Source organism: Phaeovulum sp., from assembly GCF_030684035.1.
Classification (GTDB): domain Bacteria; phylum Pseudomonadota; class Alphaproteobacteria; order Rhodobacterales; family Rhodobacteraceae; genus UBA6213.
Genome location: NZ_JAUXPI010000037.1, coordinates 68283 through 84273, shown reverse-complemented (window position 1 = coordinate 84273; position 15991 = coordinate 68283). Strand labels below are relative to the sequence as shown.

18 protein-coding genes and 2 pseudogenes are annotated in these 15991 nt (G+C 64.3%); 15 read left to right on the top strand and 5 right to left on the bottom strand.

Annotated elements, in window-relative coordinates; translation table 11 throughout:
• The 12 genes and pseudogenes from Q8J98_RS08665 to Q8J98_RS08615 all read left to right on the top strand — a co-directional run.
• Positions 1 to 147: pseudogene (locus Q8J98_RS08665) on the top strand (erythrose-4-phosphate dehydrogenase); the annotation flags it as partial.
• Entirely contained in the window at positions 144 to 1340 is a 1197-nt protein-coding gene (pgk, locus tag Q8J98_RS08660) for a phosphoglycerate kinase (RefSeq protein ID WP_305293990.1), read from the top strand. The pseudogene Q8J98_RS08665 and the gene pgk, both read left to right, overlap by 4 nt.
• A 10-nt stretch (positions 1341 to 1350) precedes the next feature.
• The gene (gene fba, locus Q8J98_RS08655; protein WP_305293989.1) at positions 1351 to 2415 is read left to right on the top strand and encodes a class II fructose-bisphosphate aldolase; all 1065 of its coding nucleotides are present in this window, start codon (positions 1351 to 1353) and stop codon (positions 2413 to 2415) included.
• Between the two features lie 38 nt (positions 2416 to 2453).
• Positions 2454 to 3833: a ribulose-bisphosphate carboxylase gene (locus Q8J98_RS08650; RefSeq protein WP_305293988.1), complete on the top strand. Its 1380-nt coding sequence runs from the start codon at positions 2454 to 2456 to the stop codon at positions 3831 to 3833.
• A gap of 67 nt (positions 3834 to 3900) precedes the next feature.
• Complete coding sequence (rpe, locus tag Q8J98_RS08645; RefSeq protein ID WP_305184327.1) at positions 3901 to 4590, top strand: ribulose-phosphate 3-epimerase; 690 nt, start codon at positions 3901 to 3903, stop codon at positions 4588 to 4590.
• A gap of 47 nt (positions 4591 to 4637) precedes the next feature.
• A complete protein-coding gene (gene gph, locus Q8J98_RS08640) occupies positions 4638 to 5288 on the top strand; it encodes a phosphoglycolate phosphatase (protein ID WP_305293987.1) in 651 nt (216 codons plus the stop codon).
• Positions 5289 to 5290: 2 nt separating this feature from the next.
• Positions 5291 to 5983: an HAD family hydrolase gene (locus Q8J98_RS08635; RefSeq protein WP_305293994.1), complete on the top strand. Its 693-nt coding sequence runs from the start codon at positions 5291 to 5293 to the stop codon at positions 5981 to 5983.
• A 120-nt stretch (positions 5984 to 6103) separates the two neighbouring features.
• Positions 6104 to 6394: a helix-turn-helix transcriptional regulator gene (locus Q8J98_RS08630; protein WP_305293986.1), complete on the top strand. Its 291-nt coding sequence runs from the start codon at positions 6104 to 6106 to the stop codon at positions 6392 to 6394.
• A gap of 205 nt (positions 6395 to 6599) precedes the next feature.
• Positions 6600 to 7240, top strand: a pseudogene (locus tag Q8J98_RS08625) (permease); the annotation flags it as partial.
• A complete protein-coding gene (locus Q8J98_RS14795) occupies positions 7217 to 7792 on the top strand; it encodes a hypothetical protein (RefSeq protein ID WP_370868074.1) in 576 nt (191 codons plus the stop codon). The pseudogene Q8J98_RS08625 and the gene Q8J98_RS14795, both read left to right, overlap by 24 nt.
• A gap of 234 nt (positions 7793 to 8026) precedes the next feature.
• On the top strand, positions 8027 to 8698 hold the full coding sequence (locus tag Q8J98_RS08620; protein WP_305293985.1) for a hypothetical protein: 672 nt from the start codon (positions 8027 to 8029) through the stop codon (positions 8696 to 8698).
• Positions 8664 to 9116: a hypothetical protein gene (locus Q8J98_RS08615; RefSeq protein WP_305293984.1), complete on the top strand. Its 453-nt coding sequence runs from the start codon at positions 8664 to 8666 to the stop codon at positions 9114 to 9116. Before Q8J98_RS08620 ends, Q8J98_RS08615 begins: the two co-directional genes overlap by 35 nt.
• An 87-nt stretch (positions 9117 to 9203) precedes the next feature.
• On the opposite strand, the gene Q8J98_RS08610 is transcribed toward Q8J98_RS08615, so the two are convergent.
• Both Q8J98_RS08610 and dgcA read right to left on the bottom strand, forming a co-directional pair.
• Positions 9204 to 10067: a D-amino-acid transaminase gene (locus tag Q8J98_RS08610; protein ID WP_305293983.1), complete on the bottom strand. Its 864-nt coding sequence runs from the start codon at positions 10065 to 10067 to the stop codon at positions 9204 to 9206.
• A gap of 5 nt (positions 10068 to 10072) precedes the next feature.
• Positions 10073 to 11038 carry an N-acetyl-D-Glu racemase DgcA gene (gene dgcA / locus Q8J98_RS08605; RefSeq protein WP_305293982.1) on the bottom strand — a complete coding sequence of 322 codons (966 nt, stop codon included), beginning with the start codon at positions 11036 to 11038 and terminating at the stop codon, positions 10073 to 10075.
• 176 nt (positions 11039 to 11214) lie between these two features.
• Between dgcA and Q8J98_RS08600 the strand changes: the two genes are divergently transcribed.
• The 3 genes from Q8J98_RS08600 to Q8J98_RS08590 all read left to right on the top strand — a co-directional run bounded on the left by Q8J98_RS08600 (position 11215) and on the right by Q8J98_RS08590 (position 13595).
• The gene (locus Q8J98_RS08600) at positions 11215 to 12171 is read left to right on the top strand and encodes an L-malyl-CoA/beta-methylmalyl-CoA lyase (RefSeq protein ID WP_305293980.1); all 957 of its coding nucleotides are present in this window, start codon (positions 11215 to 11217) and stop codon (positions 12169 to 12171) included.
• Between the two features lie 156 nt (positions 12172 to 12327).
• Entirely contained in the window at positions 12328 to 13284 is a 957-nt protein-coding gene (locus Q8J98_RS08595; protein ID WP_305293979.1) for an acetyl-CoA carboxylase carboxyltransferase subunit alpha, read from the top strand.
• Positions 13281 to 13595 (top strand): multidrug efflux SMR transporter, encoded by a 315-nt coding sequence (locus tag Q8J98_RS08590; RefSeq protein WP_305293977.1) that lies wholly within the window; start codon positions 13281 to 13283, stop codon positions 13593 to 13595. The genes Q8J98_RS08595 and Q8J98_RS08590 overlap by 4 nt, the downstream gene beginning before the upstream one ends.
• 3 nt (positions 13596 to 13598) lie before the next feature.
• On the opposite strand, the gene Q8J98_RS08585 is transcribed toward Q8J98_RS08590, so the two are convergent.
• From Q8J98_RS08585 to Q8J98_RS08575, 3 genes are read right to left on the bottom strand one after another with little or no spacing between them, the layout of a single operon-like run.
• Positions 13599 to 14339 (bottom strand): 1-acyl-sn-glycerol-3-phosphate acyltransferase, encoded by a 741-nt coding sequence (locus Q8J98_RS08585; protein WP_305293976.1) that lies wholly within the window; start codon positions 14337 to 14339, stop codon positions 13599 to 13601.
• Positions 14336 to 15217 carry an ABC transporter permease gene (locus Q8J98_RS08580; protein WP_305293975.1) on the bottom strand — a complete coding sequence of 294 codons (882 nt, stop codon included), beginning with the start codon at positions 15215 to 15217 and terminating at the stop codon, positions 14336 to 14338. Before Q8J98_RS08580 ends, Q8J98_RS08585 begins: the two co-directional genes overlap by 4 nt.
• 11 nt (positions 15218 to 15228) lie before the next feature.
• Positions 15229 to 15900 carry a cell division ATP-binding protein FtsE gene (locus Q8J98_RS08575; RefSeq protein ID WP_305293974.1) on the bottom strand — a complete coding sequence of 224 codons (672 nt, stop codon included), beginning with the start codon at positions 15898 to 15900 and terminating at the stop codon, positions 15229 to 15231.
• Between the last annotated feature and the right edge of the window lie 91 nt (positions 15901 to 15991).

Sequence of the window (15991 nt, the reverse complement as noted above, 5' to 3'; positions counted from 1 at the left end):
CACGATCCGCGCTCGTCGATCTTCCACATCGACCAGACCAAGGTGCTCGACGCCCGCATGGTCCGCATCCTCAGCTGGTACGACAACGAATGGGGCTTCTCAAACCGCATGGCCGATACCGCCGTCGCAATGGGGAAGCTGCTGTGAGTATCCGCGCCATCACCGATCTCGATGTGGCGGGCAGGCGTCTGGTGGTGCGCGCCGACCTCAACGTGCCGATGGCCGAGGGGCGCGTGTCGGATGCCACCCGCATCACCCGCTTTGCCGAAGGCATGAAACCGCTCTTGGCGCGCGGCGCGGCGCTGGTTATCCTTTCGCATTTCGGCCGCCCCAAGGGGGCGACCGATCCGGCACTGTCGCTGCGCTATATCCGCGACGATCTTAGCCGCGCGCTTGGCTGCCCTGTCAAGTTCGCCAGCCTCGACGAGGCAGGCGAGGCGGCGGCAGCGCTGCAGCCCGGGCAGGTGCTGCTGGTCGAGAACGTCCGTTTTGAGCCAGGCGAGGAAAGGAACGACGCGGCGCTTGCCGCCCGCCTCGCGGCGCTGGGCGACATCTATGTGAACGACGCCTTTTCCTGCGCGCATCGCGCCCATGCCTCGACCGCCGCGATCGCGGAGCTGATGCAAGCGACCGCCGGCCCGCTGATGATGGCCGAGCTTGCCGCCCTGACCCGCGCGCTTGAGGTGCCGCAACCACCTTCGGTGGCAATTGTCGGCGGTGCCAAGGTCAGTTCCAAGATCGCGGTGCTGAAACATCTGGTGACCAAGGTCGATCATGTGATTGTCGGCGGCGGCATGGCCAATACCTTTCTCTTTGCCGACGGCGCGCCGATGGGCCGCTCGCTGCACGAGGCCGACCAGGTGGAAACGGTCAAGGCGATCCGCGCCCTTGCGGCGAAACATGGCTGCACGATTCATCTTCCCGCCGATGTGGTGGTGGCGCGCGAATTCAAGGCCAGGGCCGCGAGCGAGACCGTGGCTGCCAATGCCTGCCCGGCCGACGCGATGATCCTTGATGCCGGGCCTGCGGCCGTTGCCGCCTTCCGCGATGTTCTGGCGGGGGCCAGGACCATTCTCTGGAACGGCCCGCTTGGAGCCTTCGAGATGGAACCCTTTGATGCGGCGACCGTGGCACTTGCCCGCACCGCCGCCGATCTGACCCGCGCCGGGCTGTGCGTTTCGGTGGCGGGTGGCGGCGATACCGTTGCGGCGCTCAACGCCGCCGGGGTGACCGCGCAATTCACCTATGTCTCCACCGCCGGTGGGGCCTTTCTGGAATGGCTGGAGGGGCGCGTGCTTCCCGGCATCGCGGCGCTTGATGCCGCCCCAACCGCAGCTTGAGGAGATCATCATGGCGCTCATCACCCTTCGCCAACTGCTGGATCACGCCGCTGAACATGGCTACGGCGTGCCCGCCTTCAACATCAACAACATGGAACAGGGGCTGGCGATCATGGAGGCCGCTAAAGCGGTCGATGCGCCGGTGATCATTCAGGCAAGCCGCGGCGCGCGGTCCTATGCCAATGACGTCATGCTGGCCAAGATGATCGAGGCGCTGGCCGCGATCTACCCGCAGATACCGCTCTGCATGCATCAGGACCACGGCAACAACGAAGCCACCTGCATGTCGGCGATCCGCCACGGCTTCACCTCGGTGATGATGGACGGCAGCCTGATGGGCGACGCCAAGACCCCGGCCAGCTACGATTACAACGTCGAGATCACCGAGCGCGTCAGCCGCATGGCGCATTGGGTAGGGGCGAGCGTCGAGGGTGAGCTTGGGGTTCTGGGTTCGCTGGAAACCGGCGAGAGCGAGGCCGAAGACGGCCACGGGGCGGTCGGCAAGCTCGATCACAGCCAGTTGCTGACCGACCCCGATCAGGCGGTCGATTTCGTGCGCCGGACCAAGGTCGATGCGCTGGCGATTGCCTGCGGCACCAGCCACGGTGCCTACAAGTTTTCACGCAAGCCCACCGGCGACATTCTGGCGATGAGCGTGATCGAGGCGATCCACAAGAAACTGCCCAATACCCACCTCGTGATGCATGGCTCCTCCAGCGTGCCGCAGGAATTGCAGGACATCATCAACGAGTTCGGTGGCGAGATGCCGCAGACCTTCGGCGTTCCGGTGGAGGAGATCGTTCGCGGCATCCGGCACGGCGTGCGCAAGGTCAACATCGACACCGATTGCCGGATGGCGATGACCGGGCAGTTCCGCAAGATCGCGGTCACCAACCCCAAGGAATTCGACCCCCGCAAGTTCCTCAAACCCGCAATGGACGCGATGCGCGACCTTTGCCGCGCCCGGCTCGAAGCCTTTGGCACCGCCGGTCAAGCCAGCAAGATCAAGGTGATCGCGCAGGACGACATGGCCAAGCGCTATGCCGCAGGAAGCCTCGACCCGACCGTTTCGTAAGGCCCATCTGGCCGCCAGCCAGTCACAGGAGAAGACCAATGGACCAATCAAACCGCTACGCCAATCTGCAGCTGAAGGAAGCCGACCTGATCGCCGCCGGGCGCCATGTGCTTTGCGCCTACATCATGAAGCCCAAGGCAGGCTTTGGTAGCTACCTCGAGACCGCCGCCCACTTTGCCGCAGAAAGCTCGACCGGAACCAATGTGGAGGTTTCGACCACCGACGATTTCACCCGCGGCGTCGATGCGCTCGTCTACGAGATCGACGAAGCCAAAGGGGTGATGAAAATCGCCTACCCGGTCGAATTGTTTGACCGCAACATAATCGACGGGCGCGCCATGCTCGCCTCGTTCCTCACGCTCACGATCGGCAACAACCAGGGCATGGGTGATGTCGAATACGCCAAGATGCACGATTTCCATGTGCCACCCGCCTACCTGCGCCTCTATGACGGGCCAGCGATGAACATCGAAAGCATGTGGCGCGTGCTCGGCCGCCCGATCGTCAACGGCGGCATGGTGATCGGCACCATCATCAAGCCGAAGCTCGGCCTGCGCCCCAAGCCCTTTGCCGATGCCTGCTATGATTTCTGGCTTGGCGGCGATTTCATCAAGAACGACGAGCCCCAGGGCAACCAGGTCTTCGCGCCGCTGCGCGAAACCATCAAGCTCGTATCCGACGCGATGAAGCGCGCGCAGGACAAGACCGGCGAGGCCAAGCTCTTCTCGGCCAACATCACCGCCGATGACCATTACGAAATGCTCGCCCGTGGCGAATACATCCTCGAGACCTTCGGCGAAAATGCCGATCACGTGGCTTTCCTCGTCGATGGCTATGTGGCTGGCCCCGCGGCGATTACCACCGCGCGCCGGTCGTTCCCCAACCAGTTCCTGCATTATCACCGGGCTGGCCATGGCGCTGTGACCTCGCCGCAATCCAAGCGTGGCTACACCGCCTTCGTGCATTGCAAGATGAGTCGTCTTTCCGGTGCCTCGGGCATACACACCGGCACCATGGGCTACGGCAAGATGGAGGGCGAGGCTGACGACAGGATCATCGCCTACATGCTCGAGCGCGATGCGGCCGATGGCCCGTTCTACCATCAGGAATGGTATGGCATGAAAGCCACCACCCCGATCATTTCGGGCGGCATGAACGCGCTGCGCCTGCCCGGGTTCTTTGATAACCTCGGCCACTCGAATGTCATCCAGACCTCGGGCGGCGGTGCTTTCGGCCATATCGATGGCGGCACTGCGGGGGCCCGGTCGCTCCAGCAGGCGCATGATGCCTGGATGGCGGGCGTGGACCTTGTAACCTACGCCAAGGATCACAAGGAACTGGCAGGCGCTTTCCACAGCTTTGCAAAAGACGCCGACACGCTTTATCCGGGCTGGCGCGAGAAGCTCGGCGCGAAGTAACCTGCGCCAGATTGCGCAGATCGGGCGGGAGTCACCTCCCGCCCAGAGCAACACAGGGGAAAATGCCATGACATTCGACCGCAAGATCAAGATTGCTCCGTCGATTCTCTCCGCCGATTTCGCCAATTTCGGTGCCGAGATCCGCGCCATCGAGGCCCAGGGGGCCGACTGGGTGCATGTCGACGTGATGGACGGTCATTTTGTGCCCAACCTCACCTTCGGCCCGCCAGCGGTGAAGGCCTTTCGTCCGCATGTGAAAACCTTCATGGACGTGCATCTGATGATCGCGCCGGTCGACCCCTTCATCGAGGCCTATGCCGACGCCGGGGCCGACCTGATCACCGCCCATATCGAGGCGGGGCCGCATATTCACCGCACGCTTCAGGCGATCAGGGCCACGGGCAAGAAGGCAGGTGTGAGCCTCAACCCGGGCACCCCGGCCGAGAGCATCGAGCATCTGCTCGATCTGCTCGACATGGTGCTGGTGATGAGCGTGAACCCGGGCTTTGGCGGGCAAAAGTTCATCCCTTCGGCGATCGAGAAAACCCGCAAGGTTCGGGCGATGATCGGCGATCGACCGATTCACATCCAGATCGACGGCGGAGTGGACCCGACCACGGTCGGACCGCTGGTCGCCGCCGGGGCGGATTGCTTCGTGGCAGGCTCCGCCGTGTTCAAGGGCGGCTCGGTTGACAGGCCGGAGGTCTACGGTGCCAACATCCGCGCAATTCGCGCTGCGGCAATGGCAGCGCTCTGACGGTCGTGGCGAGTCAGACCGCGACCAGCGGAACCCACAGGGAAGCGGTGGTCTTCGACCTGGACGGCACGCTGATTGACAGCGCGCCGGACATTCACGCCGCCTCGAACGCGCTTCTGGCCGAAGATGGCCTGCCTGCGCTGACATTTGACCAGATCCGCAGTTTTATCGGCAAGGGCGTACCTCAACTGGTCACCCGCATCCTTGAAACCATCGGTGACGACCCGACCGGGCCGCGCCATGCGGCGCTCGTCCACCGCTTCGAGGCCCGCTATGAAACTGCTGTCGGGCTGACCCTGCCCTATCCGGGCGTGGTTGCGGCGCTCGACCGGTTGGCCGAGCGCGGATTTGTTCTGGGCGTCTGCACCAACAAGCCCGCTGCCCCGGCCCGCGCGGTTCTGGCGCATCTGGGGCTGCTGAACCGCTTTGCGGCGATCCTTGGCGGTGACAGCCTGTCGGTTCGCAAGCCGGACCCCGCCCCCCTGTTTGCGACAATTGCGGCGCTGGGGGCGGTACCGGAGCGTTGCCTTTATGTGGGTGACAGCGAGGTGGACGCCGAAACCGCCATGCGCGCGGGCATACCCTTTGCGCTTTACACCGAAGGCTATCGCAAGACCCCGGTTGCCGAACTGCCGCATCGTTTTGCCTTTGGCGATTTCTCCCGGCTTCCCGCCTTCGCCGCAGAGGTCTTCGGATGACCCTGCCGCGCGCCTTGATTTTCGATGTTGATGGCACGCTGGCCGAAACGGAAGAGCTGCACCGCGCCGCCTTCAACGCCACCTTCGCCGATGCCGGGCTGGACTGGCGCTGGGATCAGCCCAGCTATCGGCGCTTGCTGAAGGTCACCGGCGGAAAGGAGCGGATGCGCGCCTGGTGCGATGAGCGGGGCGCGGCCGGGCCAGATCCGGCAAGCATCGCGCGGCTGCATCAGGCCAAGACTGCCCACTATGGCAGGTTGCTTTCGGCGGGCGCGTTGCAGCTGCGACCTGGCGTGGCAGCGCTGATCGCGCGGGCACGGAGCGAGGGGCTGGCGCTGGCTGTCGCGACCACCACAAGCCCCGCCAATGTCGAAGCCCTGTGTCGTGCCTGCTGGGGCAAACCGGCCACCGATCTGTTCGATGTCATCGCCGCAGGAGACGAGGTCGCGGCCAAGAAGCCAGCCCCCGATGTCTATCTGCTTGCGCTCGAAAGGCTGGGCGTATCGCCACACGACGCGCTGGCCTTCGAGGATAGCCGCAACGGGCTCTGCTCGGCGCTGGCGGCGGGTCTGCCTGTGGTGATCACCCCAAGCCTTTATACCGCGGGCGAGGATTTCAGCGGTGCCGCGGCGGTGTTGCCTACGCTGGTCGGCTTCTGGCCCTCTCTTGGTTCTGCGGACCTCGGGCAAAGCTGAACATTCGCGCGGCACCGGCGGATGGCGGCCGCAGGACCATGGCGTCCCGCATCGCGTCGCTTTCATGTGTCCCGGATTCCACTATATGGGCTTTTGCGCACATGCTGATTGGAGCATGAAATGGTGTTGCCCGTCCTTTCCGCCCTCGCCGAACCGACCCGTCTCGCCGCCGTCCGAATTCTCTGGGATGGGTCCGAGCATTGCGTTTGTGAATTGATGAAGCGGCTTGGCACATCGCAAAGCCGGATGTCGCGGCACATGCAGGTGCTCCGGCAAGCGGGTCTGGTGGTGGACCGACGCGATGCGCAATGGGTGCGCTTTCGGATCGACCCCGATCTGTCGCCAAAGGTTTACGCGGTCGTGCAGGCCGTGATGGCGGCAGAGAACCCCGGCGAAAGGCATGCGGCATGAGTGTGCAAGCAAACGACGCCCCGCAGGGCGCGGCCCCGGCGTGGCTCTGGACGGTGGGCGTTGTGGCCTTTGCCGTGGCCTGGTGGCTGGTTTAAGGCCAGTTGATTCCGTTCTCGGTTCTTGTGTGGTGTCGCTGTTGCCGGTGGACCGCCACAGCCACACGGGCGAAGCGCTGGCATTCTTCTTTTACGATGTGCCCAAGGTGATGCTGCTGCTTCCGCTGATCGTGTTTGCGATGGGCGTTGTTCGCAGCTTCTTTTCGCCCGAAAAGACCCGCGCCGTGCTTACGGGCAAACGCGAAGGCATGGGCAACGTGTTGTCGGCAAGCCTCGGCATCCTGACCCCGTTCTGCTCGTGCTCTGCGGTGCTGTTGTTCATCGTTTCGTCTCGGCGGGGGTGCCGCTCGGTGTCACCTTCTCGTTCCTGATCGCGGCACCGATGGTAAACGAGGTGGCGGTGGTGCTGCTGGTCGGCCTTGTCGGCTGGGAGGTTGCGGTAACCTACCTTCTGTTCGGCCTCGGCATTGCGATCGTGGCGGGCTTCGTGATCGGCAAGTCCCATCTGGAAGGCTGGTTGCAGCCCTGGGTGTGCGACATCCATTCCGGTGCCACAGCGCCAGTGGCGGTTGCGGGTGAACGCCGGGGCTGGACCGATCGCTACAAGCTTGGGCTGGAAGCGGTGCGCGAGATCTTCGCGCGTGTCTGGATGTGGATCATTCCCGGCATCGGCACGGGTGCCTTGATCCACGGCTATGTGCCGCAAGATCTGATGGAGCGGATCATGGGGGCGGATGCCTGGTGGTCGGTGCCGGTCGCGGTGGTGATGGGCATTCCGATGTACACCAACGCCGCCGGGGTGATCCCGATTGTCGAGGCGCTTTTGGGCAATGATGTGGTGCGCGGCAGTTCCGGGCACGACTTTCTTGTCGACTTTGAAGGCGCCAATACGCTGAATGGCGGCTTTGGCGATGATGAGCTCTGGGCGCTTGACCACGAGGGCGCCAATGCCGCCGATCTGTTGCAGGGCTGGGCCGGCGACGATGACCTGCTGGGCGATGACGGCGACACGATGGAGGGCGGCGACGGCGTGGACAGCTTCTACTCTGTCTGGCAGCCGGGCGACGCTGCAGTCACCATCACCGATTTTGACCCCGCGACCGAATCCCTGTTCATCAACACCTCGGATCTGCCAGCGTCGCCGCTGCTGCAACTGGTCGATCTGGGCGACGGCAGCGGTTGCGAAGTCCAGCTGAACGGCGAGACGCTGGCGGTGCTGCAAGGCGTGAGCGCGGCAGAGGTGCAGTACGGGAACGGCGGCCAGAATGAGCTGTGGCTGTTGGACCGCGTGGGCGGGCAGTATTACCAGCCTGTGCTGGCAAACATGGCGCTGGCAAGCTGACCCGCGCATCTGGAAACGGTGTGGCGGACGGGCCGCTGACTGCGGCCCGTTTGTTGCCCCTTCACACCGCCGATTTGCGCGCCTCGTCCAGATAGATTTCGCGCAGTCGGGTGGCCACTCAGCGCGCATTGGGCACTCACAGTCGCGTTGGCACCCGTGATTTTCGGTTTCCTCTTGGACTCCCCCCGCATCGAATCTACCGTCTGACTATTGGAAATCGCTGGGGACGCAGAAATGAGCCAGTTAAGCCGAATGCTCCGAATTTTCGCCGTTCTATTTGTATCGGCGTTTTCCGCCTCTGTAGCTGATGCGGAAGTCGTGGCCGTTGACGGTGATGCCAACTGCGACATTCGGGTAATCGGCAGGCTAACAATGGAAGATCTCGGCGCGTTCGCAATCTTGTCTGAACGTCTCGTCGCCCAAGACAAAGCGACGTTTTCGCGCAGCCCGAACGACTTGCTCGGCGTCTGGCCTCGTACCGTGTGCCTCGCTGGTCCCGGCGGTTCCTATCTCGCCGGAATCGAGATCGCGAGGTTGATACAGGGCAGGTTCGCCACAAGGGTCGAAACCGGAGGCGAGTGTTATTCGGCATGTGCAATTGCTTTCATGGCGGGAAGCTCCGAGCACCCCGAGGATGTGCTTTTCGACTGGAATCCGGAGGATAATTTGCCGGGTTGGGAAGCAGGCCCGAAAAGAACCTTGTCTCCCACATCTCGGCTTGGCTTTCACGCCCCGTACATCAACTTCTCCGGCAGGGAACTGATTCCGGCTAGCGAGGCCGAGTCTGGCATGCGTGACCTGCTTGCGCTGACGCGCTTATCTGCTTTCGTCAACCAAAGAAAACTTTCCGATCGAGTTGGCGGCGGCCATGATGTCCAAAGGTCCAGACGATGTCTTCGTCGTTGACGAAGTCGGTCAGTTGAACGCATGGGGCATTCAACTCGATGCGGCTTTTCACCCGCCTCTGACAAAGGAGCTGTTCCGCCGTGCTTGGGAGACGGTTGCTCACCAATATGAGTACGGAGACCCGGGGTATGGGGCGATTGGTAACACTGCCTATGGCAATAAAACCTTGGTCCCTCGCTTGGGTTGGGCGTCGGGTTGGGACGACCACCTTGAGCGCGTTGAAGTGCCGGGTGCCGCGCCGTATCTGATCGTGGGGGGCGTCGGTGGCGAAGCAAGTTTTAGCGCTGCGCTAATCGATTATGGCGATACCTTTCAACTGCGGGTACTGTCAGACGATTTCCTCACCGAATATAACAGGTATACCCTGAAGGGTTGGCAGTTAGCGGACCCTCGCACCAAAATCTATGACCTTCGTTGATTGTTTCGGCAAAAGCCAGATTGCAAACCAGTTGCGCCCAGATCGCATTTGACACCCGAAGTCATCCGAATTTAACGAGCCCGCCCCTCACACCCCCGCCTTGCGCGCCTCCTCAAGGTAAATCTCGCGCAGTCGGGTGGCGATGCGGCCGGGTTTGCCGGGGCCGATCGCGGTGCCGTCGATCTCGACAACCGGCATCACGAAAGCCGATGCAGAGGTGATGAAAGCCTCGTCCGCCGCCTTCGCTTCGGCCACGGTAAATGGCCGCTCGACCACTTCCATCTGCGCCTCGCGGGCGAAGCGCAGCACTGCGGCGCGGGTGATGCCGTGCAGGATGTCGTTGCCAAGCTGGCGGGTAATGATCTGGCCGCCCTTGACGATATAGGCGTTGTTCGAGGTGCCCTCGGTCACGAAGCCATCCTCGACCAGCCAGGCGTCATCGACCCCCGCCTTCTTCGCCATCATCTTGCCCATCGAGGGGTAGAGCAACTGCACCGTCTTGATGTCGCGCCGACCCCAGCGGATATCGTCGATGCTGATCACCCGGATTCCGGTTTTCGCCTGCGGGGTGTCGGCCACACCGGGCTTTGACTGGGTGAAGAGCACCAGCGTTGAGGGCACCAATGCAGGGTCGGGCCAGGCAAAATCGCGATCACCTGGGTTGCCGCGGGTGATCTGGAGGTAAACCATGCCATCGACCACCGCGTTGCGCGCCACCAGTTCGCGGTGGATCGCCAGCAGTTCGGCATCACTGACCGGGGCGGCCATTTCCAACTCTTGCAGGCTGCGCGCAAGGCGGGCGGCGTGTCCGGCAAAGTCGATCAGCTTGCCGCCCAGAACCGAGGTCACCTCATAGACCCCGTCGGCCATGAGGAACCCACGGTCGAAGACTGAAACCATGGCGTCTTCTTCGGCGACATAGGCACCATTCACATAGACGGTTCTGCTCATCACGTTCATCCCCAGAGCGCCACTTCGGGCGGGTAGACCTGCCCCGCCTCGTAATGCAGCGGGTTGGCGCGGTCTTCGGCCAGAAGCAGCGGGCCGTCAAGGTCTGTGTAAAGCGCACCCTGCGCCACCAGCACGGCGGGGGCCATGGCCAGGCTGGTGCCGACCATGCTGCCCACCATCACGCCAAACCCCGCCGCGCGTGCGGCGTCGCGCAGCGCCAGCGCTTCGGTCAGCCCGCCGGTCTTGTCGAGCTTGATGTTGACGAGGTCGTATTTGCCCTTGAGCGGTGCCAGTGTCGCCCGATCGTGGCAGCTTTCATCGGCGCAGACGGGCAGCGGCCGGGCTATTTCGGCCAGCATGTCGTCTTTGCCGGCTGGAAGGGGTTGCTCCACCATCGCCACGCCAAGGCGCAGAAGGTGCGGCGCGAGATCGGCGTAAACCTCGGCGCTCCAGCCTTCGTTGGCGTCCACGATGATGGTGGGCTTGGGCGCGCCAGCCCGCACCGCCTCAATCCGCGCCATGTCATCAGGGGTGCCAAGCTTGATCTTGAGGATCGGGCGCTGGGCGTTGCGTGCGGCGGCGGCGCGCATGTTTTCGGGGCTATCGAGCGAGAGCGTATAGGCGGTGGTTTGCGGCACGGGTTCCGCCAGCCCCGCAAGTTGCCAGACGCGCCGCCCGGCGGCCTTTGCAGCGTGGTCCCAAAGCGCGCAATCCACCGCGTTACGCGCCGCACCGGGCGGCAGCAGGCGCTGCAAGGCTTCGCGCGTGACGCCCTCGGGAAGTCCTTCGATTTGCGCGGTGACGCTTTCGAGGCTTTCACCGTAGCGCGCGTAGGGCACGCATTCGCCCCAGCCGGTGAACCCGCCGCGCGACAGATGTACGGTCAACACCTTCGCCTCGGTTCGGCTGCCGCGAGAGATGGTGAAAACCTCGCGCAGGCGGAAGGTTTCTGGTGTGGCGATCAGACTCATGGATTACCCCCGGGGATCGGTGCGGGCGCATAGGGCGCGGGCGGGCGGTTGACGTCAAGACCTGCCGCGATGCAGAATCCGCGCGCTGCGGGCGCGAAACCGCCTTGCACTCGGCCGCGCAACAATCTATCACGCGCGGTGCCAGCCATGAAACTTCGTTGCGAGAGACCCTGCCGATGAGCTTCCGCATCCAGCCGCCCGCGCCAGCCCGCCCAAACCGTTGCCAGCTCTTCGGCCCCGGCTCGCGCGCGGCGCTTTTCGAGAAGATGGCGGCAAGCGCGGCAGACGTGATCAACCTTGATCTCGAGGATTCGGTGGCACCGGACGACAAGCCGACTGCCCGCGCCAATATCATTGCCGCCAGTCACGAGGTGAACTGGGGCTCCAAGCACCTGTCGGTGCGGATCAACGGGCTGGATACGCCCTTCTGGTATCGTGACGTGGTGGACCTGTTGGAGCAGGGAAGCGAGCGGATCGACCAGATCATGATCCCCAAGGTCGGCTGTGCGGCGGATGTGTACGCGGTCGATGCGCTGGTCGCCGCGATCGAGGCCGCCAAGGGCCGCAAGAAGCGGATCAGCCTTGAGGTCATCGTCGAATCGGCGGCGGGCATTGCCCATGTCGAGGAAATCGCCGCCTCGTCGCCCCGGTTGCAGGCGATGAGCCTTGGGGCCGCCGATTTTGCCGCCTCGATGGGCATGGCAACGACCGGCATCGGCGGCATTCAGGAAAATTACTACATGCTGCGCGAGGGTTCCAAATTCTGGCCCGATCCCTGGCACTGGGCGCAGGCAGCTATTGTCGCCGCCTGCCGTACGCATGGGGTGCTGCCGGTCGATGGGCCGTTTGGCGATTTTTCGGATGACGAGGGTTTTCGCGCGCAGGCCCGCCGCTCGGCGACGCTGGGCATGGTTGGCAAATGGGCGATTCACCCGAAACAGGTGGCGCTGGCCAACGAAGTTTTCACCCCCTCTGCCGCCGCCGTGGCCGAGGCACGCGAAATTCTCGCCGCAATGGAGGCTGCCAAGGCGCGCGGCGAAGGTGCCACCGTTTACAAGGGCCGTCTGGTCGATATCGCCTCGATCAAGCAGGCCGAAGGCATCGTGCGCCAAGCCGACCTGACCGCGAACTGAGATCCCGGAGCGGCGCTGCGGGGAGGCGGCGCCAGCACGAGGGAAACCGCGCCCCGGCCCGCAAGGGTCGGGGCGATGGCATTTGGGGCCGCGCCGACCCGTTGCATTTGCCGCCCCGGCGTTTCATATAGTCGGGGTTCGCAAGCGGGGTGCACCATGACCTATCTCGAGTTCGAAAAGCCTTTGGCCGAAATCGAAGGCAAGGCCGAAGAACTTCGCGCACTGGCTCGCAAGAACGAGGCGATGGATGTCGAGAAAGAGGCGGTGGCGCTTGACAAGAAGGCCGCCGATCTGCTGCGCGAGCTTTACAAATCGCTCGATCCCTGGCGCAAATGCCAGGTGGCGCGGCACCCCGACCGGCCGCATTGCAAGGACTATATCGAGGCGCTTTTCACCGAATACACACCGCTGGCAGGTGACCGCAACTTTGCCGATGACCCGGCGGTGATGGGCGGCCTCGCGCGGTTCAACGACACGCCGGTGGTGGTGATCGGGCACGAAAAGGGGCACGACACCAAAAGCCGCATCGAGCACAATTTCGGCATGGCGCGCCCGGAGGGATACAGGAAGGCGATCCGGCTGATGGATCTGGCGGATCGTTTTGGCCTGCCGGTCATCACCCTCATCGATACGCCCGGTGCCTACCCCGGCAAAGGTGCCGAAGAACGCGGGCAGGCCGAAGCCATCGCCCGCAGCACGCAGAAGTGCCTTGAAATCAAGGTGCCGCTGATCTCGGTGGTGATCGGCGAGGGCGGATCTGGCGGCGCGGTCGCCTTCGCGACCGGCGACCGGGTGGCGATGCTCGAACATTCGATCTATTCGGTGATCTCGCCCGAGGGCTGCGCCTCGATCCTGTGGAAAGACGCCGAGAAGATGCGCGAAGCCGCCGAGGCGCTGCGGCTGACCGCGCAAGATCTGCTGAAGCTCGGGGTGATCGACCGTATCATCGCGGAACCGCTTGGCGGCGCGCAGCGCAACGCGAACGCGGCAATGGCCGCAGTGGGCAGCGAAATCGCGCTGTTGCTGGATGAATTGCGCGAGAAAGGCCCCGATCTGGTCCCGGAACGGCGGCGCAAATACCTCGCAATGGGTGCCAAGGGGCTTGCGGCGTGAACCCTTGGCTGGTGCTGACGCTCGCCGGCGTTTGCGAGGTGGTTTGGGCGCTCGGGCTGAAATATTCCGACAACTTTTCCCGCCTCTGGCCCAGCATCGGAACCATTGTGATCGCGTTCCTTTCGTTCGTGCTGCTGGCAAATGCGATGAAGTCGCTGCCGGTGGGTACCGCCTACGCCGTCTGGACCGGCATTGGCGCGCTCGGCACCGCGATCGCGGCGGTGTATCTGTTCAGCGAGCCGGTCACGGCAATGCGGGTAACCGGTATCTTGCTGATCGTCATAGGCATCGCGGCGCTGAAGATGGCCTGAAGGTCAGGTCTTGGGCACCGCAAAGCCCGCCTCGGCCATCAGCCGGTTCGACGCGCCTTCAACCTCTGCCTCGAGCCGCGTCATGAAGGTGCTGGTTTCCAGCCCCGGCGGGATCAGCGGCAGGAACTCCACCACCGCCAGCCCCGGCAGGCGCAACATCGAGCGGCGCGGCCAGAACACGCCGACATTCACCGCAACCGGCGCGCAACCCTGCCCCAATTCCTGATAGAGCACCCCGGTGCCGATCTTGTAGGGCTTGTTCGCCCCCGCCGCGACCCGGGTACCCTGCGAGAAGATGATCAGCGGCGCGCCCTCTTCGCGCCCGGCCTTCACCCCCGCGACCATCGCCTTGATCGCGTGGCCGCGCTTGCCGCGCTCAACCGGCACGCAGCCGATGAGCTTGGCATACCAGCCGACGAAGGGCACGAAGCGCAGCTCTTTCTTCATGATGAACTTGAAGCTTGGCAGCGCGCTCACGATCATCAGGATGTCGAGAAAGGATTGGTGTTTGGCGGCTATCAGCACCTCGCCCGCGGGGGGCGTGCCGCGCACTTCGCAGCGTATCCCCACCAGAATGCGGGCAGAGACCATTACCCAGCGGCAATAGAAGTGGATCACCCGATAGGTCGCCCGTCGCCCTCCCCAAAGCGCGTAGGGCAGGCCCAGCGTCGCCACCAGCGCCATTGCCAGATACATCTGGCAGACGAAAAACACCGAGCGGAAGTATTGCAGCGCCCGCATCATCGGATCCCCCTCAGCATTGTCAAAGCCGCGGCCCGGGTTGCCGCCCATGCCACCAGCGCCGCCAGCGGCGGGATTGCGAAAGGCGCAAGCCACTGCGCGCCCGAAAAGCCGAGCCCGGTCAGAAACCCCCCGGCGGAATCTGCCGCAGGCAGCGCCGCAATTGCACCAAGCCCCGCCGCGGTGCCGAGCGCCGACCCCACCAAGGCGCGCAAGGTGAAGCGGCGCACAAAGGCGCGGGCGATGAACTGGTCACGCGCGCCCACCAGCCGCAGCACCCGGATCACCTGCCCGTTCGCCGCCAGCGCCGCCTGCGCCGCCAGCACGATCATCGCCGCCGTGGTCACTGCGATCAGCGCCAGCGACACCATGCCGAGAAACCGGAGCCGCGCCGCGGCCTCGACCAGCGGGCGGCGCCAGCGCGCGTGATCATCAAGCACCGCGCCGGGGGCTTCGGCGGCAAGGTGCAGCCGCAGCCCCTCGGCATCGATCCCGGCGGCGGATTCGACGATTTCGACAAGCTGCGGCAACGGCAGGCTTGCCAGCGGCAGATCGGGGCCGAACCAGGGGCCAAGCAGCGCCTGCATTTCCTCTGCGCTCAGCGCCCGCGCCGAGGCAACGCCAGGGGTCGCGTTCAACACCTCCAGCACCGCCGCCGTCTGCGCGGCCATTTGCCCGGCGGGAGCCGAAATCCGCACCGTCGCGCTGCGCGCAAGTTCATCGTTCCAGCGGCTCGCAAGCCGCCCTGTCGCCATCGACAACGCCAGCGCGAATACCGCCAGAAAGGCCATTGCGGCGGCGGAAACAAGCGTCAGCCGCGCGGTAAAGCCAGAGGGCGGCACCACCCGCCCGGCTGCAAGCGCTGGCTGGCGTCTTGTCACCTGCCGCGCGCTCACAGGTCGGCCCCCGCAAGTTGCAGCCGCCGGCCCTTGAACCGCAGCACCCGCGCCGCAACCTGCGACTTGGCGGCGCGGATCAGGTTCAGATCATGCGTGGCGATCAGCACCGCCTTGCCCATCCGGTTCAGCTCCACCATCAGCGTCAGCAGCCGCAGCGACATTTCCCAATCGACGTTGCCGGTAGGCTCATCCGCCAGAATCACGTCAGGTGACATGATGATGGCACGCGCCAGCGCCGCGCGCTGCCGCTCGCCGCCCGACAATTGCGGCGGCAGCGCTTGCGCCTGTGGCGCAAGTCCGACCCAGGCGAGCAGTTCCGCAAGCTCCGCCGCATCGGCTGCGCGCCCCGCCACGGTCAGCGGCAGCGCCACGTTTTCAGCCAGCGGCAGATGGTCGAGAAAGCTGCAATCCTGATGCACCACGCCGACCCGGCGGCGCATCCGCGCGGTATCGTCGCGGCGCATCTGGCGCAGTTCCTGCCCGAACAGATGCACCTGCCCCGCCGAAGGCACCAGCTCGCCGTAGCAGAGTTTCAGGAGCGTGGTCTTGCCCGAGCCCGAAGGCCCGGTGAGAAAATGAAACGATCCCGGTGCCAGTTTCAGCGTGACATCGGCAAACAGCTCGCCGCCGCCGTAATTCATCGCCACCGATTGCAACTCGATCACGCGCGCCTCGCCATTTCCTTGCCAGTCATTTGCGGTGCGCGCTGGGCGCGGTGCCACAAAGACTTGGATATCAGTCCACTGCTTGCTACAA